We start from the raw sequence: 21,126 nt of genomic DNA on the forward strand, positions 1-21,126 counted from the left end.
ATATGCTTATCTCATTTTTAATAATGCTTCTTTTCCAATCGTACCTGCTGGAATGCCTAATGCTTCAGCTCCAGTCGTTACCGATTCTAGTGGCGCTTCAAGAAGTTGTTCAATCGTTCTTACACCAACCGCACGGCCAGCAATAATTCCTCGATCACCTAACTTCTCATTTAAAAGACCTACATCTAATGCACCACACATAATATATCCTTTATCGCTCATTACAGCTAGCAAATTCGTCTTTGGAAGTTTCACGCTAACTGCAATAAACGTATAATTATCAATTATAATTGGCTCCACATTAACCATAGTTCACACTCCTCTCTTTCTTATCTGTATGACAAGAGAAAAATGAGTGTTACAAGTTAACTAGCCTATAGTTTAACGGAAGATGTATAAGTTATTAACATATCTGTTAACACATCTCTAAGTAGTTCTGGCATATAATATTGTTTGTCAGAAAGTGTGGATAGCTCTGGGTATAAGTAGCCAAATGTAAACATATCAATCGTTCCTACTGTATATATACGATCTAATTCCAGCGATTCCCCGTTAATTAATACATCTTCGAGTAAAATTTTATTCCCGGGAATCGTATCTGGAATGACTTCTACACCAGCGTAAATCATTTTCCCCATCACTTTTCCCCGAAATCCGAATCCTTTCACCTCAAGATTCTCCATATTCGGCTTACGTGCTTTCAAAATAACTTCTCTTAATATCTTTCCTGGAACTTTCAAAGCACACGGATTAATTGGATGTGGACAAATTCTGTGAATATCTCCGCGCGTTACAACACCCTCTTCTAACCCTTCAAGAAGTACACCAGCGTTCACCATGCCAATCTCTGCATTGCACCATGTTTTCAGCGCACTTGCTAACATGTGAGAAAACGGCGTCTCATGAAACCAATCAACCGGTAATGACTCTTTTAAATGAACGACAGACTCTGCCATTATATGCTCACTTTCTTCCTGCAGTATTTCAATTGTGGATAACGGCTCGCTATAAGCACCTAAACGTTCCGTCTTAATCGCTCTACCGTCTTTTTTCAGCAATTTCTTCATCTCTATATCCACAGTAAGCTGTACGTGACCAACGTAACGCCCCCACTTTTCACAACAACAAAGTAAAGTATTATTCAGTAGAATACCACGCTCAAATAAATGATGCGTATGTGCTCCTAAAATAACATCTATATCATAATGCTCTGCCATATACTCATCCATACTTTTTCCAAGGTGAGAAAGGACAACCGTAATATGAGCCTCATCTTTCACTTCTTCTAAAATAGACTCTAAATGAATAATGGGATCTTCAATATGCCAATCGAGCATCTGATAAAACTCTGGATAAGCTACCGTTAATCCGATAAAAGCAATGGTAATCCCATCCGTCGTTGTATGCAATTTATAAGGCCTTGCCCATGACGGACGTACCCCTTCTTTTTCAAATAAATTTGCGACAAGTATTTCAAATCCAGCATCATCATAGAGCCGATTCAAATGCTCCTTCGCTAACGTAATTCCTTCATTATTTCCGATCGTTACATAATCATATAACGCCTCATTCAAAAGCTTCGTATTCCCAAGTCCATTCGTCGCTTCCGAAATACTATGAAAACGATCCACATGATCGCCGATATCAACCGTCAAAACAGTCTCTCCCGCTTCCTGTCTTCGCTTTTTCTCCCCTAGAACAAACCGAGAAATTTGCGGCCAATTTTCAAAATGACTATGTATATCGTTTGTATGATAAAGGTGGATGATTGTTTCTTTATTTGTATTCAGAGAAAAAACCTCCTCTCAGTTCCTTACTGCCATTTACGCTATGCGCACACAATAATCCTGTAAATACTTTTCGTCTTTTCTTGCTATTTTACATTGTACTCGCATTGTGAGAAAAAGCAAAAGATTGTCCTTTTTATATTAGAAACTTTTGCTAATGCAGGAAAGAATTCCAGATAGTGGAGGGAGGGGTGGATTTGTCAAAAAGTTTAATAGAAAATTCAGTGGGTGGTTGTTCAAGTGGATTTGTCAGTATCTTTGTCTTAAACCTAGTCGTTCTCTGTTCTTATAAAATGTTTGGGGTATGTGAGGATTTTCTTTTGTCTTATCTTGTCGACAAATCGATATTCCTTGTCGAAACATTGATATATTGAAATAATCGCTGATATATTCCGAGTTATGGTCGATATATTTGAAAAATCGCTGATATATTTAGCTGGAAACCTACCTGGGTATCCTCTCCCAAGCCAAGACAAATCCGCAAAACAAAAAAGCGCCCTGCACAGCAGGACGCTTTCTTCATACATATATTGTCCAGCTTCGCCTCCTAGACCCTCATGTCTAAGAACCTTCCGCACGAGAAGATAAAAAGCATCTTCTGTGCGAAAGAACCTTAGTCAACGGGTCTGAACAGTCGGCTCCGCATTTCTATTTAACCAATAGAACCTTCCATCTCAAACTTGATTAGGCGGTTCATTTCAACTGCGTATTCCATTGGAAGTTCGCGAGTGAATGGTTCAATGAAGCCCATTACGATCATTTCTGTAGCTTCTTGCTCAGAAATACCACGGCTCATTAGGTAGAATAATTGTTCTTCTGATACTTTAGATACTTTCGCTTCGTGCTCAAGTGAAACGTAATCGTTTTTGATTTCGTTGTAAGGAATTGTATCAGATGTAGATTGGTTATCCATGATTAACGTGTCACACTCGATGTTAGAGCGAGAGTTTTTCGCTTTTGGTCCGAAGTGTACGATACCACGGTAAGTTACTTTACCACCATGCTTCGCAATCGATTTAGAAACGATTGTTGAAGACGTGTTTGGTGCTAAGTGAATCATTTTCGCACCAGCATCTTGGTGTTGGCCTTTACCAGCAATCGCGATAGATAATGTTAAACCACGAGCGCCTTCGCCTTTTAAGATAACTGCTGGGTATTTCATCGTTAATTTAGATCCGATGTTACCGTCAATCCATTCCATCGTTGCGTTTTCTTCACAAACCGCACGTTTTGTAACTAGGTTGTATACGTTGTTCGCCCAGTTTTGGATTGTTGTATAACGGCAATAAGCATCTTTTTTAATGATGATTTCTACTACCGCACTGTGAAGTGAGTTAGTAGTGTAAACAGGTGCTGTACAACCTTCTACGTAGTGTACGTGTGCGCCTTCGTCTACAATGATAAGCGTACGTTCGAATTGTCCCATATTTTCAGAGTTAATACGGAAATACGCTTGAAGTGGTGTATCAACTTTAACACCTTTTGGAACGTAGATGAATGATCCACCAGACCAAACTGCAGAGTTTAATGCAGAGAATTTGTTGTCTGTTGGTGGGATTACTTTTCCGAAATGTTCACGGAAAATATCTTCGTTCTCTTTTAATGCGCTATCTGTATCTTTGAAGACGATTCCTAGAGCTTCTAGGTCTTCTTTCATGTTGTGGTATACAACTTCAGATTCGTACTGTGCAGATACACCAGCTAAATATTTTTGCTCAGCTTCTGGAATACCTAATTTATCAAATGTTGCTTTAATTTCATCAGGTACTTCATCCCAAGACTTCTCAGATTTCTCAGATGGTTTTACGTAGTACGTAATTTCATCGAAATCTAAGTCGTTTAAGTCGCCGCCCCATTGTGGCATTGGCATTTCGTAGAACTTATCCAGTGATTTTAAACGGAAGTCTAACATCCACTGTGGTTCTTCTTTCATACGTGAAATTTCTTCAACGATTTCTTTTGTTAAACCGCGTCCAGCACGGAAAATCGAAACGTCTTTGTCTTTGAAACCATATTTATAATCGCCGATATCTGGCAGTTGCTTCGCCATGTTGGTGTGTCCCTCCTTAGATAACCTCGTTTTTAGGAACCTTTAACATTACTTATCTTCGTTTAAGCCCTTTTCTAACGCTTTCCACGCTAATGTTGCACATTTAATACGTGCAGGGAACTTGCATACGCCTTGTAATGCTTCAATATCTCCTAAATCGATGCTGTCATCGTACTCTTTTCCTAGCATCATGTCAGAGAAAATTTTCGAAAGCTGAAGTGCTTCTTCAATTTTCTTACCTTTTACTGCTTGTGTCATCATTGAAGCTGAAGACATTGAGATTGAACATCCTTCGCCTTCAAACTTCGCCTCTTGCACAATACCTTCTTCTACTTTCATCGTAAGTTGAATACGATCGCCGCAAGTTGGATTGTTCAAGTTAACGGTAACACTATCTTCTAATACGCCATGGTTACGAGGATTTTTATAATGATCCATAATAACTTGACGATATAACGTATCTAAATTATTAAATGACATTTGTGAAATACTCCTTTGTCTTGATTAGCGAGTCAACAAATGTATCAATTTCTTCTTTTGTATTATATAAATAGAAGCTCGCACGTGCTGTTGAAGAAGCTTTTAGCCACTTCATAAGCGGTTGTGCACAGTGATGTCCTGCGCGAACTGCAATGCCTTCTACATCTAATACAGTCGCTACATCGTGAGGATGTACGTCTTCAATATTAAATGTAACAAGACCAGCGCGATGCTTTGGACCATAAATTGTAACGCCATCTACTTCTGATAGTCTTTCTAAAGCGTATTGCGCTAATTCATGCTCATGCTTTTCAATATTATCAAGACCGATTTCTTCTAGGAAATCAATTGCCGCACCAAGTCCGATTGCATTACCGATAATCGGTGTACCTGCTTCAAACTTCCACGGAAGCTCTTTCCAAGTAGATTCTTGTAAATCTACGAAATCAATCATTTCACCACCAAATTCAATTGGCTCCATATTGTTTAGCAATTCTTTTTTACCATATAATACGCCGATACCTGTAGGGCCACACATCTTATGAGCAGATAATGCGTAGAAATCACAGTTTAAATCTTGTACATCTACTTTCATGTGAGGTGTACTTTGTGCACCGTCAACGACCATAATTGCGCCATTTTCGTGTGCAATTGCTCCGATTTCTTTTACAGGGTTAATCGTTCCAAGTACGTTAGAAACATACATGATAGAAACGATTTTTGTATTCGGTGTAATTGTTTGACGAGCATCTTCTATTGAAATTGTCCCATCTGGTTGAAGCGGAAGATATTTTAAAGTTGCACCAGTTTTCTTCGCAACTTGTTGCCACGGAATGATATTACTATGGTGCTCCATGTAAGAAATAACGATTTCATCGCCCTCTTTTACATTTTCAAGACCATAGCTAGCCGCTACTGTATTTAATGCAGTTGTCGTTCCGCGCGTGAAAATAATCTCTTCCATTGATTTCGCATTGATAAACTTGCGAACTTTCTCACGTGCACCTTCATACGCGTCGGTAGCTTTCGTACCGAGCGTATGAACACCGCGATGCACGTTAGAATTATATTCTTTATAGTAATGTTCTAACGTTTCAATGACTTGAATTGGTTTTTGAGAAGTTGCTGCACTATCGAAATAAACAAGTTGTTTGCCGTTCACTTTTTGATCAAGAATTGGAAACTGTTTGCGTATTTCATGAATATTCATTAGCGAACTTTCCTTTCAATTACCTCAACAAGCTGTGCCTTTACTCCTTCAATTGGAAGCTCATTAACTACAGGTGCTAAGAATCCATGGATGACTAAACGTTCTGCTTCGCGTTTTGGAATACCACGGCTCATCAAGTAGTATAGTTGGACTGGATCTACGCGACCTACTGAAGCTGCGTGACCTGCCATTACATCATCTTCGTCGATTAAAAGAATTGGGTTTGCATCACCGCGAGCTTTTTCATCTAACATAAGAACGCGAGAAGATTGTTGTGCATTTGATTTAGATGCACCGTGTTCAATCTTACCAATTCCGTTAAAGATAGATGTTGCACTATCTTTTTGTACACCGTGTTTTAAAATCCAACCTTCAGAATGTTTACCGAAGTGAACAACTTTAGTTGTAAAGTTTTGTGTTTGGTTACCACGGCCAATTGTTACTGTTTTCGTATCAGCATATGAACCGTCGCCCATTAAGTTCGTAACGTTCTCTGAAATTGTGTTTCCGTCATTCATAAGGCCTAGAGCCCAATCAATACGGCCGTCGCGTCCTACAACGCCGCGGCGGTTAACGTAAGTTGTTACGTCTTTTGCTAATAGATCAACCGCACCGAATTTCACTTGTGCGCCTTGTTCCACGATTACTTCTGCTACGATATTTGCAATACCTTTAGCATTTTCATTTGCAACATAGTTTTCTACATAAGTTGCAGTACTGTTCGCATCAGCTACGAATAGTACGTGGTTATATACGTTAGCTTCTTCGCCGTCTACTAAGAATACAGCTTGAAGTGGAGTTTCAAGAACAACGTTTTTCGGAACATATACGAATGCACCACCGTTGATTAATGCAGCATGAAGTGCAGTTAGACGATGCTCGTCTACTTTCACGCCGTCTTTCATTAAGTACTTTTGTACTAGTTCAGCATGCTCAGTTGCTGCTGTTACGATGTCTGTAAAAATAACACCTTTTTCTTTTGCTTCGTCTGCTAAAGAAACGAATGCAGTTGTACCAGTGCGTTGTACTAATACGCTGTTATTTTCATCGATTAAGTTTTTCACTGCTTCTGGAAGTTCAGTTAAAGAACTTACAGGCTCTTGCTTAGCAGCGTCGCCTTTTCCGATAAAGTCCCATTTGTCAATTTTCGTTTTATCAGGCGTTGGCATTGGAAGTTCAGTTGCTTGTGCAAGAGCTTGTAAGCGGAACTCAGTCAACCAAGCAGCTTCGTTTACTTCGCTTGCGCGTTGACGGATTGTTTCTTGATCGAAAGGTAATGTACCGATTGTCATGTTTATGCTCCTCTCTTACGCTTCTTGCTCTGTTGTTTCGTCTTCAATACCTAATTCTTTTTTAATCCAGTCGTAACCTTCAGCTTCTAGACGTTGTGCAAGCTCAGGGCCACCAGATTTAACGATACGACCGTTCATCATAACGTGAACGAAGTCTGGAGTGATGTAGTTTAATAAACGTTGGTAATGCGTAATCATTAGGCAACCGAACTCTTCGCCGCGCATTTCGTTAATACCTTTAGATACAACTTTTAATGCATCGATATCAAGACCTGAGTCGATTTCATCTAAGATTGCGATTTTTGGCTCAATCATCATTAATTGAAGGATTTCATTACGTTTTTTCTCTCCACCAGAGAAACCTTCGTTTAAGTAACGTTGTGCCATTTCTGGATCCATTTCTAGGAATTCCATGTTTTTATCTAATGTACGGATAAATTTCATAAGAGAAATTTCATCGCCTTCTTCACGACGTGCGTTAATTGCAGAACGTAAGAAGTCAGCGTTTGTTACTCCGCTAATTTCACTTGGATATTGCATTGCTAGGAATAGACCTGCTTGTGCGCGCTCGTCTACTTCCATTTCTAATACATCTTCACCGTCGATGATGATGCTACCTTCTGTTACTTCATACTTTGGGTGACCCATAATTGCAGAAGATAAAGTTGATTTACCTGTTCCGTTAGGTCCCATAATTGCGTGGATTTCTCCACCTTTTACTTCAAGGTTTACACCCTTTAAAATTTCTTTGCCATCAATTGATACGTGTAAGTCTTTAACCGTTAATGTAGAACCAGCCATCTCAATACCTCCATTAATCCTATATATACATTTTAAAAATTCCTAAAACGTTCATATTCTCATTTTATTCTCATTCTAATTTTATATCAAATAAAATGATATCGCAAACGACGAAAAAAAGTAACCGTTTTTTCACAAATGTATATAAGTATTTCCTTCACATCTTTCTATGATACACCTTTCTTCTTATTTATATAAAGAAAAAAGGACTGGTAATTTTCCAGCCCTTTCCTTATATTTATTCACTTACTGGAAGTACAGCACCTTTATATTCTTTATTAATAAAATCTTGAATTTCTTTTGAATGTAGCACTTCTACTAGCTCTTTAATTTCTTTTTTCTTCTCATCACCTTTACGAACTGCAATGATGTTTGCATACGGAGAGTCTGCTCCTTCAATCGCAATTGCATCCTTTGTTGGATTTAATTTTGCATCAATTGCATAGTTTGAATTAATAAATAAAGCATCACCTTCATTATTTTCATACAGCTTTGGTGACAATCCAGGCTCTACATCTGTTTTAAACTTTAAGTTTTTCGGATTTTCGACTACATCTTTTACTGTTGCCTTAACAACATCTACTCCGTCTTTTAATTTAATAACGCCGCCTTTTTGTAACAGTGCTAGCATACGGCCACGCTCCGCTACGTTATTACTCATAATCACTGTCCCGCCATCTGGTAAGTCTTTTAAGCTTTTATACTTCTTAGAATAAATACCCATCGGCTCTAAATGGATTTTTCCTGCGTTTACAATTTTATATCCCTTTTCTTGAATTTCTTTATCTAAGTACGGAATATGCTGGAAGTAGTTCGCATCAATTTCTTTATCCGCTAACGCTTTATTTGGCAGTACATAATCCTGAAACTTTTTAATCTCTAACTTAATGCCTTTTTTCTCTAATATCGGCTGTGCCTTTTCTAAAATAACAGCGTGCGGCACGTTAGAGGCTCCCACAACAAGCTTATTCTCTTCCTTCCCTCCGCAAGCAGCTAATGTAAATACAGATAATGCTGTAACAACTGACAATAGAATCTTTTTCATATGACGTCCCCTTCTCCCTATAGTTATGTAGTAAAAAAGGACCGGCATACACCAGCCCTTTTTCAGCAATTATTCTTTTACAGGAACAACTGCACCTTTATATTCTTTAGTAATAAAGTCTTTAATTTCTTTAGAATGTAATACTTCTACAAGCTCTTTAATCGCTTTTTTATCTTTATCACCTTTACGAACCACTAGTACGTTTGCGTATGGAGAATCATCGCCTTCAATTGCAATTGCATCTTTTTCTGGGTTTAATTTCGCATCAATTGCATAGTTCGAGTTAATTAAAACAGCGTCGCCTTCTTTATTGTTATACACTTGTGGCAACAAACCAGGCTCAATATCCGTTTTGAATTTTAAGTGTTTCGGATTATCTGCAATATCTTTTGGAGTTGCACTAACTGGATCTACTCCGTCTTTAATTTTTAAAATGCCTTCTTTTTGTAAAATTGCTAAACCACGTCCATGGTCAGTAACGGAATTACTCATAATAATTGTCGCCCCGTCTGGAAGTTCTTTTAAACTCTTATATTTTTGAGAATATACACCAATTGGTTCAATATGAATTTTCCCTGCTATTTCAAAATCATATTTTTTATCTTTAATTTCTTTTTCTAAATACGGAATGTGCTGGAAATAGTTTGCATCTAATTCCTTATCCGCTAACGATTTATTTGGCAACACGTAATCTTGGAATTTTTTCACTTCTAATTCAATTCCTTTTTTCTCAAGTAACGGTTTTGCTTTTTCTAAAATTTCAGCATGCGGTACGTTAGAAGCACCAACAACAAGTTTCTTTTCATCTTTATCTTTCCCGCCACAAGCAGCTAACCCAAAAATTGAAGTTGAAATAAGTGCCGTAAGTAATAATCTTTTCATTTAAAATATCCTCCCGTTTTTATTATCGTTTATCTATTCGAGTCGTTAAACTATCACCAATCCACTGAATTAAAAATACAACTAGTAATACACAAATTGTCGCAACGATTGTTACATCGTTATTCCCTCTCTGGAATCCTTCTAAGTAAGCAAGTGTTCCAAGGCCACCAGCACCAACAACTCCCGCCATTGCTGTATAGCCTACTAAAGCAATTGTCGTAACCGTAATACCAGATACTAATGCTGGTAATGATTCTGGAATTAACACTTTCAAAATAATTGTGCTTGTTTTTGCTCCCATTGCTTTTGAAGCTTCAATTACACCTTTATCAATTTCGCGAAGTGCAATTTCAACCATTCTCGCGTAGAATGGTGCGGCTCCAATAATTAAAGCCGGCAGAGCTGCACTTGCTCCAAGAATTGTTCCAAGAAGAATCTTTGTAAATGGGATTAATAAAATAATTAAAATGATGAACGGTATAGAGCGGAATATATTTACGAATGCTCCAATCACCGTATTAATTGATTTATTTTCCCATAAATTATCTTTTGCTGTCATGAAGAGTAACAATCCTAAAATTAGTCCTAAAACAAATGTCGCAAGAGCTGCGATTGCCGTCATATATAACGTTTCACCAGTTGCTTCTAACATTTGATTCCAATCAACATTTGCGAGTAACTTATCCATGTGCAATCACCTCCAGCTCTACTTGATCTTGATGAATTCCTTCTATTGCTTGCTGGATCGCTGTTTCCTCACCATTTAAATGAACAACTAAACTACCGTAAGAACCGTTATTCGTTTGTGCAATATTTCCTTGCAAAATGCTAACTTCTATATCACTGCGTTGCATTAATCGTTGAAGCACTGGTCTTTCTACAGCCTCACCGATAAACTGCAAACGAATTACTTTTCCATCTGGATATTTTTCAATTAAATTTTCAATCGTTTCATTTGTATCTTCAGAATCTGTTAACTGCTGTACAAATCGTTTCGTAATATCTTGCTTCGGATTACGGAATACATCAAGTACTGGACCTGTTTCTACAATCTTTCCTCTCTCCATTACCGCTACTCGGTTACATATCTTTCGAATCACGTGCATCTCATGTGTAATGAGTACAATTGTTAAACCAAGGCGCTTATTAATGTCTAATAGTAAATCCAAAATTTGATCTGTCGTTTCCGGATCAAGAGCTGACGTTGCTTCATCACATAAAAGCACTTGTGGATTGTTAGCTAATGCTCTTGCAATCCCGACGCGTTGCTTTTGTCCTCCACTCAGCTGAGATGGGTACGCGTCTCCTCTTCCTTCTAATCCAACAAGATGAATTAATTCATCAACACGTTTTCTTCTCTTCGCTTTATCAACACCTGCAATTTCAAGTGGAAACTCAATATTTTCACGTACAGTTCGTGACCAAAGTAAGTTGAAGTGTTGAAAAATCATTCCGATTTCTTGTCTTGCCTTACGAAGTTCACTTCCTGTAATTGCTGATATAACACGATTCGCAATTGTAATTTGGCCAGAAGTCGGTTTCTCTAACTGATTAAACAATCTGATTAACGAACTTTTTCCAGCGCCGCTATATCCAATAACACCAAATATTTCGCCTTTTTCTATTTTTAAATTGGCGTTATCTACAGCAGTGACATCACCGCTTTTCGCCTTATATATTTTCTTTACGTTCTCTAATAGAATCATGATGTTCACCCCTTTTTTGTTTGGATCGACTCCGCAATTTTTTATTTTTAATGCGTGTAGTCCACTGTTATCATTACTTTTATTATTTGAATGTCCTCCACATTCAAACAATAAAAAAACCTTTCTGCTTTAGAGAAGCAGAAAGGTTTATATGCGTATATAACAACATTATCCCTCTCTCTCATCTCTCAAAGCATTCGCTTTGCAGGAATTGGCACCATTTCAACATAAGTTGACGGTTGCCGGGCTTCACAGGGCACAGTCCCTCCACCTCTCTTGATAAGAGAAATCAGATTCAATTTTCGTCTGATTTGAAATTTATGAAATTGTCTATATTTTATGACTTGAATTGTATCAATATACACTCACCATGTCAACAGAAATTTTCGCAAAAAATGAAACTTCAGAATTTTAAGCACCTACTGACATCGGTTTACATATATGAAACATCGATTCCACTAATAACATCGTTCGGTACGTTCCTGAATATTGTACACGTCCATCGTTCATTAACATTTGCAATCGTACATTTCCATTCACCAATTGTTCTATATCCTTTTCATCTAAGCAAATGATTTGTTCCGTTCCTCTTTCCTCATGTACCAGCTCTATATAATCTCTTGAAATTTGTAACGAACAACTTTCATCTCCAAAGCGAAAATTAACAGTTTTTTCTTCTTGTCTTAAAAGCGGTTCTAAATGATATTGACCATTAGCGTAATTTACAAATGATTGAAGCAAAGAATATAATCTCACCCTAAATCACATCCTTCATATCACTTTCTATTACATACCATTCCCTCTCACTAAAGAACAATCCTGTTATTTTCGCTCGACAAATACTGTATCCACCCTGCATCTCGACATATTTCCCAAGAAATATGTCGAGGCGGCAAAAATTTTGCCGCCTACTTTAATTCCGTATATAAATATTCAACCGAATGAAATGCGTATATCTTCTTCATCAGTGTCCCATTTTCAAAAACAAGTAAACAAGGTACACTTTCAATCCCATACTCTTTCGCTAAATACGGAGCATAATTTAAATCTAACATCCCAATTTTGAGGCCTTCAATTGTCATCTCAACGACTGTTAACATCTTTTTTGCTAATTGGCATGTTCCACACATTGGAGTATATACATATAATACTGTTTTTTCTTCGTTCTCTATTAGGGCTGTAGCTTCGGCTCCTGTCCAATCAATCACTTCTATCATTCCTTACCGTAAATATTCTGTATAAACGTCAATGTCGGCTCCCCATAATACATTTGCTAAGTGTGTAGATGGCGCAGTTGCCACTTCTCGGTACGAGCGATCAATATAGATATGCTCGGCTTGCGGAAATTCTTTTCGAAATTGTTTCCTTAACTTTTCTCCAGCATCATCAGCATCCACTAGCACATACACTTCCTTATCAAAAAACTGATCAACGAGCTCATCCATTTTCGACAAACCAATTGTACCATTTGTACAAACAATTTCCACCGGTTCACGAATAATAGATTCAATCTTTCTTCTATCTGATGTACCTTCTACAATAATGACTTTTTCTACATAAATCATATGTCATCACCCGATCACCATATACTATATAACCTTGAACTTAGTATATAGTATATTCGTTATTTTCATGTTGTTTCCTGTTTATTTTTGCAAAAGAAAAGCGGAACCGACTGTTTAGCCCTGTTGGCTAAGGTTCTTTCGTACAGAAGACGCTTTTTGTCTTCTTGTGCGGAGGGTTCTTAGACATGAAGGGCTAGGAGGTGGAGCTGGACAATGAAAAGCGCAAGCGGCTCGTTTAAATTGTGAAGACTTATGAAACCTTACCACAAAACAGTTTTTCTCATAATAGCTTATTTATTTACATATAACTTGAATTTCATTATTTCACACAAAATAAAAAAGGACAGCACAAAGGCTGTCCTTTAGTCGACTATAATTAGTCTTGGTTTGTCATTTCTGCATATTTTTCTGCAGTTAATAACTTCTCAACTTGGCTTGCATCAGAAAGTTCAACTTTAACCATCCATGCACCCTCGTATGGAGATTCGTTAACAAGTTCTGGTTGGTCACTTAATTCTTCGTTTACTGCTACAACTTTACCGCTTACAGGTGCGTATAACTCAGAAACTGTTTTAACAGATTCTACGCTTCCGAATGGCTCGTCAGCTTCGATTGTTGCACCTACTTCAGGAAGTTCAACGAATACGATATCGCCTAGCTCACCTTGTGCAAAGTGAGTGATACCGATAACAACTTCATTACCTTCAGTTTTTACCCATTCGTGTTCTTCAGAGTAACGTAAATTATTTGGAATGCTCATGACTGTACCTCCAGTGAATGTATTAATTATGTAAAAATACCTTATTGGTACTTTTTCCACACACTTTCAAACTGCTCTTCGTTAAAACCAAGTGTTACATTCGTTCCATCTGTTACAATTGGACGTTTAATCAACATGCCATCAGATGCTAAAAGCTCATACATTTCGTCTTCGCTTGCATCTTTCAACTTATCTTTTAGACCAAGTTCACGGTAACGCATTCCACTTGTATTAAAGAATTTTTTTAATGGTAATTCACTTTTTTCATGTAAATTACGTAAATCTTCTTTTGATGGTGGATTTTCAACAATATGAATCATCTCATATGCTACATCGTTTGCCTCAAACCATTTCTTTGCCTTTTGACATGTGCCACACTTTGGATATGAATAAAATGTTACTGTCATAAATTCACCTACTTTTTTACTAACCTTTACCTTTATCATATAGAAAACGTTTTATTATTTCAAACCATTATTCGCTAAACTTTTACTTATTTCGTGATAATTTTTAATAATCCTGCGAATTTTTCTTATTTTTCCGCCATTTGTTAAGAAAAAAATAAATATATAAATTTTTTAGATTCTGCACCAAACATATATCTTAAACAAGCGTTTGATTAATTCTCCATTTTTCTTTCTTAACCTTTGAACTACAGGAGTTTCTTCCTACCGAACATACAGCTTAAACAAACGTTTGATTAATTCTCCATTTTTCTTTCTTAACCATTGAGTTACATCAGTTTCTTCCTACCGAACATACAGCTTAAACAAACGTTTGTTTAAAAAAATAAGAAGCCTCGTTTACAGGCTCCCTCATCATCTATTCAAATAATCTGCGATGGTTTGAAATACGACGATATACATATTATGAATACTTTCTTCTGTATTTCCACCATTAGATAAACCAATTGCCCATTGTTGCCCTTCACCACTTCCGATATTTGCAAAGCCTTGCGTATACATAGCATTTACATCTTTTCGTGCACTGTTATACTCTATTCCTTTTGTAATAAAAATTGAATATGATTTATCTTGTAAACCGATAAAAAACACTGGTTTCTTTAGCGATGAAAATACATTTTTATACTGCTCTGTTGAGGCTTCTTGAAAGTGATCTTTCATTATTAGAAAACCATCCACTTCCTTAGATTTCTTTTCCAGTTCCTCTAACTTCATTTCTTCAAACTTTACATTCCTAAACGTATCTTTCGGCTTTTCTCCAACAACTCCAATTACGAGTGCTCTTCCGTTATATTCTAATTTCTCTCCTGCTTTATCCTTTGCACACCCAGCACCTACTAGGCATATCAATATAAAAAATAAGAAATACGATAAACGCTTCATTTAGCACCCTCTCCTTCTTTTTAGTCAAGTGACAAAAACGTAAGGTTAATTCAAGAAAATGTAAGTAAAATCGATAGCCCAATTCACGTTTCTATATTATAATCAATTGAATTTACTTACATTACTAAACATAGGAGATCAACATGAAGAAATTTAAACTTTCATCTTTTCTTCCGTTAAGTTATATACTTCTACTCGTGCTCGTAAGTCCCCTTTACGACGTATTAAATAAATCGACTGTTCACGCAGTAGACGTTACAACTGTAGTAGATGATTGGATTCCATTTGTAAAAGCATTTATTATTCCTTATTTACTTTGGTTTCCATACTTATACGGCGCACTTATTTATTACTGCTTTGCTGACCGAAAGCAATATTATGTCACTTTAAGTAGTGTTATTTTTGGAAAGCTTGCTTGTTTTTCTATTTATTATTTTTGGCAAACAACTGTACCGCGTCCGACTGTCGTTGGAACAGATGTATTTTCTGAACTAGTTCGCTATATTTATAGTATCGACCAGCCAGTAAACTGTTTCCCTAGCATTCACGTTCTTACTACATTTGTAATTATGTTAGCTGCCTTTAAGCGTAGAGAACAGCATGCTTTTGAATATTACATCCTTACTTTCTTCGGTACACTTATTATTTTATCAACGCTATTTACGAAGCAGCATGCCTTTGTAGATGCCATTTCTGGAATGACGCTTGCAAGTATACTTTACTTCGGCGTTCAGCTCTTATTGGCCAAAGAACCAATAAGAGTTCCAGTAAAACAAAATCATAGAATGTAGCATGACAAAAAAGCAGACTGTGGCTTCTCAGTCTGCTTTTATATATTATTAAGGAGATTTTCAACTTAAGATTGCGGTACAGTCATATCACCAGAGTGAATACGACCTGCTTTTTTAAGAGCAATGTAAAGTATATAAGAAACAGCTACTGGAATGACGATATAAGTAATTACCATCGCCGGGAGAACTTCCCATCCTTGGCTGGAAATTAAATTAATTGGTGCGATAAGAGAACTTAATCCAAGACCTGCAATTTCCTTTCCTGCTTCCAGTTGGAAAATTAATGCGGATACTGGACCGACTATAGCACTGGCAACGACAGTTGGGACGAGAATCATTGGATTTTTAGTGATATTTGGTAACTGTACTTTCGGAGTACAAAGTGCTTGAGCTAATATGCCACCTAAATTATTTTCTTTCGCTGAGATGACAGAGAATCCGATAAACTGAGCGACGCATCCGGCAAGAGCAGCACCACCTGCAACACCGTCTAAGCTAAGTGCAATTGCTAACGCAGCTGATGAAGCTGGAGAGATAAGTAATAGCCCCCAAACTACTGCAATGACGATAGAAGCAATAAACGGACTACCAGCTGAGCTATCTTTAATAAACGCTCCAACTGCATTTAAAACAGGAGTAATATTATGAGATAACCAAATACCAACTAAACCAGAACCTAATATTGCTGCAAATGGAACGAGCATCATATCTAACGCAGTTTTTCCGCTTAAACGTTTACCAATATATACAGCTAAAGTTGCTGTTAATAATGCACCGATCGGCTCACCTGTTTTAATAATTAGACCAGCTTCAGTAATTGAAATGGATCCAGCACCAATTGCTCCGGCTACCATCGCTGAGAAGATTACAAGACCGTTTGCACCGAGCATAAAAGCAATTCCGGCACCAATTGCCGGTGCCATTAGTGATTTTGCAACAACTCCGATTGTAATAAGTAATGGTATATCAACAATTCTTCCTATATTTTCGATCAGTAAACCAATTCCAAGGGATACGAAAATACCTTGTGCGATTCCAGCAGATGCTTTAAATACACGAGACATTATATATTCCTTCATTTGTTTCACCTTCTTCTATAAGTTAGTAACCAATTGTTTTCATATAATCACGTAAAATATCGTTTGATTTTGCGAATCGAGATTCTTCATCCTCTGTTAAATTGAGTTCTACAACTTCTCTTATACCATCTCTAGTAATAATAGCTGGTACTCCTGTACAAATATCATATTCACCGTACTCACCATCTAAAATGGCTGATACAGCAATGACACGGTGATCATCATTAAAGATTGAACTCGCAATATATGCTAGAGAATTTCCAATTCCGTAATAAGTAGTTCCTTTACGTTTATAAATTTCCCAACCAGCTTTTGCAGTCTTCTCAACAATTTCATCTAAATCTATTTTACCAAATCGTTCTTTTTGTTCTTCTAAAATTTGCAGAATTGGCTTTCCACCAACAGTTACGTGAGACCAAGCAACCATTTGAGAATCACCATGTTCTCCTAATGAATACCCATGAATACTACGAGGGTCTACATGTAACATTTCAGATAAAATTGTTCTTAAGCGAGAAGAATCTAATGATGTACCTGTACCGATTACGCGATTTCTAGGTAATCCAGATAATTTCCACACTTCATATGTAATAATATCAACTGGGTTCGATGCAAGTAAGAAAATACCATCAAATCCACTTTCCATTACGCCGCCAACAACACTTTCCATAATCTTCGCACTCGCTCCTAAAGTATCTAAGCGACTTTGTCCAGGTTTTGGTGCTGGCCCTGCTGTAATAATAACAATGTCCATATCTTTGCAGTCTTCATAGCTTCCTGCATATACTTTTGTTCTTGTATTTGTAAAGTTAATGCAATGTGATAAATCCATCGCTTCCCCAACTGCACGTTCATGATTTATATCAATTAATAATAGCTCTTCGCAAATTCCTTGATTTACAATGGAATACGCACAACTTGATCCAACTAATCCAGTACCGATAATTGCAATTTTTCTTGTATGTCTTTTCATAGCAATCTCTCCTAATTGATCATATAATCTATTTCTTTTGCTCTTTACACTCCTAATTATAGAGGTTATCACGATAGAAACCATGGATACTTTGTGAAATATTGAACAAAGTTTTTGTCCTTTTTGTGAATTGTTATATTACATTTTCGTCATGTTTGTTACAACTGGAAAAATATTTATTATGTATTTATTGACATATACAAAAAGAAAACGAGCGAATAAATTCGCTCGTTTTCTTTTTCCTGTTATTCCGCACTTAATTGGCTTTTTAATTGTTGTACAATCATCGGATTTGCAGGTGCTGCCGGTTTGTAATAACTCTTTTGCTTTGCGTACTCATACATATTACGTTGGCGCATCTCATCTTGATTACGAATTTGAATTAACGTTTGATGTAACTGCTCATTATCAGACTGAGCAATATAATTTGCATAGCTTGTTAAACTTGCATTTAATCCTGCTAAATAATCATTTACCATATCTTTTTCATTCATGTTCCGCTTCCTCCTATCCTAGGAAAGTCATTAATTGCTGTTTCGTATTTCGTGCATCTTGCGCATCCTTTTGTAACATTTGTTTCAATTGTGGATCTGTACACGTTTCTGCATACTGCTCCAACTTGTTAATAATTGTTGCGTGTCCACCAATTAAATGACGTAAGTTTTCTACTTCAAGCTCTGTTAAATTTTGCATGGAATACTCCTACCTTTCTTTATTCGTTCACTGTTAGTATTTAGCTATTTTTTGATTGTATACATGAATTAACTTTTTCACGTGCATACAAAATAAAAGATGAATAGCTAAGCCATTCATCTTTTATACTCGTTATGTATTTATTTTTATAGAGATACAATCATACTTATACTCACAAGTAAGTTCCATACAATGTGTAAAATAATACTAGGTATAATCGATTGCGTCTTTTTGTATAACATTGCAAATACCATTCCCATAATCGTTGCTGTAATTAGAAGACCTCCATGAAGAATTCCAAAAATGAAGGAAGAAATAATGATACTAACTAAAAAATTATATCTCTTTTCTAAAAATCGATATAAAATACCTCGAAATAGAATTTCTTCTTTAACCGGTGTAATGATAGCAACACTTAACACATATATAATACTTTGTATGCTATTTTGAAGCCTTAAACTCCCTAATTGTTCCTTTTGTTCCGCTGCACTTTCAAAACTAAACACATGTAACATTAAATATTGTGATACTGCAATGATAATAAAACCAATTAATAGATATAAATATGTCTTCCCACTCTTCAAAACGGATACATCCCAAATAGATTTAATAAAATGAAAAACCGGTTTATAGGCTAATAAAACGATAGCAACAACAATTGCATCGAATAAGAGTAAATAATATCCTTCTAATTTAGTACTTAATGCTTCTTCTCCATAAATCTCAAAGGCTAAACCAAGAAATAATCCTCCTAGGAGTGAAATCCCTATAATCATTGCTATCATTACAAATAGATTTTTATATGTTATATTCTCGATTTTTCTTTCCACACTATACGCTTCTAACACTGTTTTACTCACAGTATCCCTCCAGTTATTCTCATTTACCTTATTAAAATACTTGAATTTGAATATAGGGATAATATAACAAAATTTACAAAAAGAATAATATGCAATTTTACATATTATGAAAACTTTATATTTTATAGTTTTAGGAATAGGATGGCTATGCAATAATTATTATATGAAATTTCAAAAAACACTTCCTATCCACCATAATCCTCGCATCATATAAAACTTATTAGTTAAAGGAGCAATAAACATGAAAACACATGACTTCCTTACAGAAATCCAGAAGGGCTCTGAGCCTAGTCCATATCAAGACCCCATCGTATTCAGTTTCGTTTGCTTTTTCTTAGCGATATATACATTTTTCAAACCTGCAAAATAATATCATTTCATAAGAAAAAGCCTACCATTCTTTTCGAATCATATGCACTAAAAAACCTTAGAATCACTTCTAAGGTTTTTGTTTACCTTGCTTCTTATTCACGTAACCCTTTAATAAACGTTTCCAATAATACATGTAAACTTATATCTAGATCTAACGGCAAACCAAATCCGCCTTGCTGTTCAATCGAAGCAAATCCATGACAAATACTTCTGAATCCGCGTGTCGCATGAAGTGCATTCTCTCCTTCTAAGCCATACTGTTGTAATACTTGAAGACAAAGCTTTACAATTCCGTCACCTGCTTTTCTTACTTCTTCATCTCGTAAAAAAGTTGCTTCATATAGTCCAGGATGTTTTCGGACAAATGCTACATACACTTCTCCTAATGCATGAATTGCTTCATCCATACGTTTATCCTCGGCCGCTTCTTCCAGTTTGTTATGCAGCTGTTTGATTCCGTAAATACCAAGATTTTTCCGTACATCTTGTAACCCTTTTACATGATTATATAGTGAGGGCGAACGTATCCCTAACCTTTGCGCTAATGAAGCTAACGTTACTTCTTGTATTCCATTTGTATCTGCAATTTCTGCCGCTGTTTCTACAATTTTTTGTAATGTAAGTCCGATTCTCGGTGACATAAATTACTCCTCTTTCTTACTTTCTATATTCCGTTTCGCTTCCTTAATAGCAAGCTCTATGACAGTCCCTGGATTCTTTATCATTTCCCCATGCCCTGCCGCAAGTAAGGAAGGCTCATATTCGCTTAACTTCTCTGCACTTTGTAATGATATTTCTTTGCTCCACGTTGCCATCGCAGGAAACGGAAACCAAAATTTCATTTGTCCCGAAACAGCCATACCTCCTCTTGTTTGGAATGCATCCCCAACAATAAGAGCTTTATTCCGTACATCAAGAAACGACATGGATCCTGGTGTATGTCCCGGTGTCATAATTGCAAGAAGCGATCCAACTCGGTCGCCATCTTCTAATAAAACATCAGGTACCGTTTTTACTTTTTTAGGTACACCGCCTTTTATCGGTATATTCGGTTCATCCTTTTGTAACGTCGTATCTCCTTCTAACAGCTTTGCGTCCCGCTTAGAAATATAGACTGGAACATGAGGAAGTACTTCCTTTAATGCATCTAATGCACCGATGTGATCATCATGCGCATGTGTTAATACAATTTTAGTAATTGGTTTTCCTATTTTCTCAGCCGCCTGTAAAATGCCTTTTGCGCTATATGGCAAAGCCGCATCAATTAAAGTTAAACCATCTTCTTCCTCTACAAAGTAACAATTTACAGGAAACGCTCTTGGCAAAAATGACAATTGATATAACGTTTTTTCATGTATCATCCTCATAGTCCCATCTCCCTTTTCACGAAAACTAATACCATTAGTTTTATTATACTAATGGTATTAGTTTTGT

At 36.6% G+C, this 21,126-nt stretch carries 25 protein-coding genes and 1 riboswitch; of the genes, 1 reads left to right on the forward strand and 24 read right to left on the reverse strand.

The annotated features are described in order from the left end of the window. Positions 1-6 precede the first annotated feature (6 nt). The 17 genes from DN407_RS24660 to DN407_RS24745 all read right to left on the reverse strand — a co-directional run bounded on the left by DN407_RS24660 (position 7) and on the right by DN407_RS24745 (position 14,924). Positions 7-309, reverse strand: a complete 303-nt coding sequence (locus DN407_RS24660) for a YunC family protein (RefSeq protein WP_000248466.1) — start codon at positions 307-309, stop codon at positions 7-9. Between the two features lie 65 nt (positions 310-374). Continuing rightward, the gene (locus tag DN407_RS24665) at positions 375-1,790 is read right to left on the reverse strand and encodes a bifunctional metallophosphatase/5'-nucleotidase (RefSeq protein ID WP_153580208.1); all 1,416 of its coding nucleotides are present in this window, start codon (positions 1,788-1,790) and stop codon (positions 375-377) included. A gap of 649 nt (positions 1,791-2,439) precedes the next feature. Next, positions 2,440-3,837, reverse strand: coding sequence for a Fe-S cluster assembly protein SufB (sufB, locus tag DN407_RS24675; RefSeq protein ID WP_001118827.1), 1,398 nt, complete (start codon positions 3,835-3,837; stop codon positions 2,440-2,442). A gap of 48 nt (positions 3,838-3,885) precedes the next feature. Next, on the reverse strand, positions 3,886-4,317 hold the full coding sequence (gene sufU, locus DN407_RS24680) for a Fe-S cluster assembly sulfur transfer protein SufU (protein WP_000009523.1): 432 nt from the start codon (positions 4,315-4,317) through the stop codon (positions 3,886-3,888). Next, positions 4,307-5,527: a cysteine desulfurase SufS gene (gene sufS, locus DN407_RS24685; protein ID WP_149216683.1), complete on the reverse strand. Its 1,221-nt coding sequence runs from the start codon at positions 5,525-5,527 to the stop codon at positions 4,307-4,309. Before sufS ends, sufU begins: the two co-directional genes overlap by 11 nt. Beyond that, entirely contained in the window at positions 5,527-6,819 is a 1,293-nt protein-coding gene (gene sufD / locus DN407_RS24690; RefSeq protein WP_000152167.1) for a Fe-S cluster assembly protein SufD, read from the reverse strand. The genes sufS and sufD overlap by 1 nt, the downstream gene beginning before the upstream one ends. 15 nt (positions 6,820-6,834) lie before the next feature. Further along, complete coding sequence (gene sufC / locus DN407_RS24695; RefSeq protein WP_000929160.1) at positions 6,835-7,620, reverse strand: Fe-S cluster assembly ATPase SufC; 786 nt, start codon at positions 7,618-7,620, stop codon at positions 6,835-6,837. Positions 7,621-7,858: 238 nt separating this feature from the next. After that, a complete protein-coding gene (metQ, locus tag DN407_RS24700; protein ID WP_000722399.1) occupies positions 7,859-8,665 on the reverse strand; it encodes a methionine ABC transporter substrate-binding lipoprotein MetQ in 807 nt (268 codons plus the stop codon). Positions 8,666-8,734: 69 nt separating this feature from the next. Then, positions 8,735-9,547, reverse strand: coding sequence for a methionine ABC transporter substrate-binding lipoprotein MetQ (metQ, locus tag DN407_RS24705; RefSeq protein ID WP_000826143.1), 813 nt, complete (start codon positions 9,545-9,547; stop codon positions 8,735-8,737). Positions 9,548-9,569: 22 nt separating this feature from the next. Further along, positions 9,570-10,235: a methionine ABC transporter permease gene (locus DN407_RS24710; RefSeq protein WP_000359401.1), complete on the reverse strand. Its 666-nt coding sequence runs from the start codon at positions 10,233-10,235 to the stop codon at positions 9,570-9,572. Then, positions 10,228-11,253 (reverse strand): methionine ABC transporter ATP-binding protein, encoded by a 1,026-nt coding sequence (locus tag DN407_RS24715; RefSeq protein ID WP_000601778.1) that lies wholly within the window; start codon positions 11,251-11,253, stop codon positions 10,228-10,230. Before DN407_RS24715 ends, DN407_RS24710 begins: the two co-directional genes overlap by 8 nt. Positions 11,254-11,431: 178 nt before the next feature. Continuing rightward, positions 11,432-11,539: riboswitch (SAM riboswitch) on the reverse strand. Between the two features lie 125 nt (positions 11,540-11,664). Next, positions 11,665-12,009, reverse strand: a complete 345-nt coding sequence (locus DN407_RS24720) for a hypothetical protein (protein ID WP_001242139.1) — start codon at positions 12,007-12,009, stop codon at positions 11,665-11,667. Positions 12,010-12,161: 152 nt separating this feature from the next. Next, complete coding sequence (locus DN407_RS24725) at positions 12,162-12,470, reverse strand: thioredoxin family protein (RefSeq protein WP_002062684.1); 309 nt, start codon at positions 12,468-12,470, stop codon at positions 12,162-12,164. A 3-nt stretch (positions 12,471-12,473) separates the two neighbouring features. Next, positions 12,474-12,818, reverse strand: a complete 345-nt coding sequence (locus DN407_RS24730; protein WP_000640870.1) for a toprim domain-containing protein — start codon at positions 12,816-12,818, stop codon at positions 12,474-12,476. Positions 12,819-13,194: 376 nt separating this feature from the next. Then, positions 13,195-13,578, reverse strand: a complete 384-nt coding sequence (gcvH, locus tag DN407_RS24735) for a glycine cleavage system protein GcvH (RefSeq protein ID WP_000026896.1) — start codon at positions 13,576-13,578, stop codon at positions 13,195-13,197. Between the two features lie 41 nt (positions 13,579-13,619). Continuing rightward, positions 13,620-13,985 carry an arsenate reductase family protein gene (locus DN407_RS24740; RefSeq protein WP_000218968.1) on the reverse strand — a complete coding sequence of 122 codons (366 nt, stop codon included), beginning with the start codon at positions 13,983-13,985 and terminating at the stop codon, positions 13,620-13,622. Positions 13,986-14,396: 411 nt separating this feature from the next. Continuing rightward, on the reverse strand, positions 14,397-14,924 hold the full coding sequence (locus tag DN407_RS24745; RefSeq protein ID WP_000826869.1) for a hypothetical protein: 528 nt from the start codon (positions 14,922-14,924) through the stop codon (positions 14,397-14,399). A 143-nt stretch (positions 14,925-15,067) separates the two neighbouring features. On the opposite strand from DN407_RS24745, the gene DN407_RS24750 reads away from it, so the two are divergent. Continuing rightward, on the forward strand, positions 15,068-15,715 hold the full coding sequence (locus DN407_RS24750) for a phosphatase PAP2 family protein (protein WP_000713771.1): 648 nt from the start codon (positions 15,068-15,070) through the stop codon (positions 15,713-15,715). 65 nt (positions 15,716-15,780) lie between these two features. Here the strand turns inward: DN407_RS24750 and DN407_RS24755 are convergent, their stop codons facing one another. The 7 genes from DN407_RS24755 to DN407_RS24785 all read right to left on the reverse strand — a co-directional run bounded on the left by DN407_RS24755 (position 15,781) and on the right by DN407_RS24785 (position 21,059). Beyond that, positions 15,781-16,794: a PTS sugar transporter subunit IIC gene (locus tag DN407_RS24755; protein ID WP_000666172.1), complete on the reverse strand. Its 1,014-nt coding sequence runs from the start codon at positions 16,792-16,794 to the stop codon at positions 15,781-15,783. A 22-nt stretch (positions 16,795-16,816) separates the two neighbouring features. Then, positions 16,817-17,767: an L-lactate dehydrogenase gene (locus DN407_RS24760; protein ID WP_000820651.1), complete on the reverse strand. Its 951-nt coding sequence runs from the start codon at positions 17,765-17,767 to the stop codon at positions 16,817-16,819. 245 nt (positions 17,768-18,012) lie between these two features. After that, the gene (locus DN407_RS24765) at positions 18,013-18,261 is read right to left on the reverse strand and encodes a spore coat protein (RefSeq protein ID WP_001002987.1); all 249 of its coding nucleotides are present in this window, start codon (positions 18,259-18,261) and stop codon (positions 18,013-18,015) included. A 13-nt stretch (positions 18,262-18,274) separates the two neighbouring features. Beyond that, positions 18,275-18,460: a hypothetical protein gene (locus DN407_RS24770; RefSeq protein ID WP_001180551.1), complete on the reverse strand. Its 186-nt coding sequence runs from the start codon at positions 18,458-18,460 to the stop codon at positions 18,275-18,277. Positions 18,461-18,606: 146 nt separating this feature from the next. Next, positions 18,607-19,320, reverse strand: a complete 714-nt coding sequence (locus DN407_RS24775; protein WP_065702912.1) for a CPBP family intramembrane glutamic endopeptidase — start codon at positions 19,318-19,320, stop codon at positions 18,607-18,609. 464 nt (positions 19,321-19,784) lie between these two features. Beyond that, positions 19,785-20,333 (reverse strand): TetR/AcrR family transcriptional regulator, encoded by a 549-nt coding sequence (locus DN407_RS24780; RefSeq protein ID WP_098294023.1) that lies wholly within the window; start codon positions 20,331-20,333, stop codon positions 19,785-19,787. 3 nt (positions 20,334-20,336) lie between these two features. Next, positions 20,337-21,059 (reverse strand): MBL fold metallo-hydrolase, encoded by a 723-nt coding sequence (locus DN407_RS24785; RefSeq protein ID WP_149216684.1) that lies wholly within the window; start codon positions 21,057-21,059, stop codon positions 20,337-20,339. Between the last annotated feature and the right edge of the window lie 67 nt (positions 21,060-21,126).

Source organism: Bacillus sp. JAS24-2 (genome assembly GCF_008274905.1).
In the GTDB taxonomy this organism is placed as follows: domain Bacteria; phylum Bacillota; class Bacilli; order Bacillales; family Bacillaceae_G; genus Bacillus_A; species Bacillus_A cereus.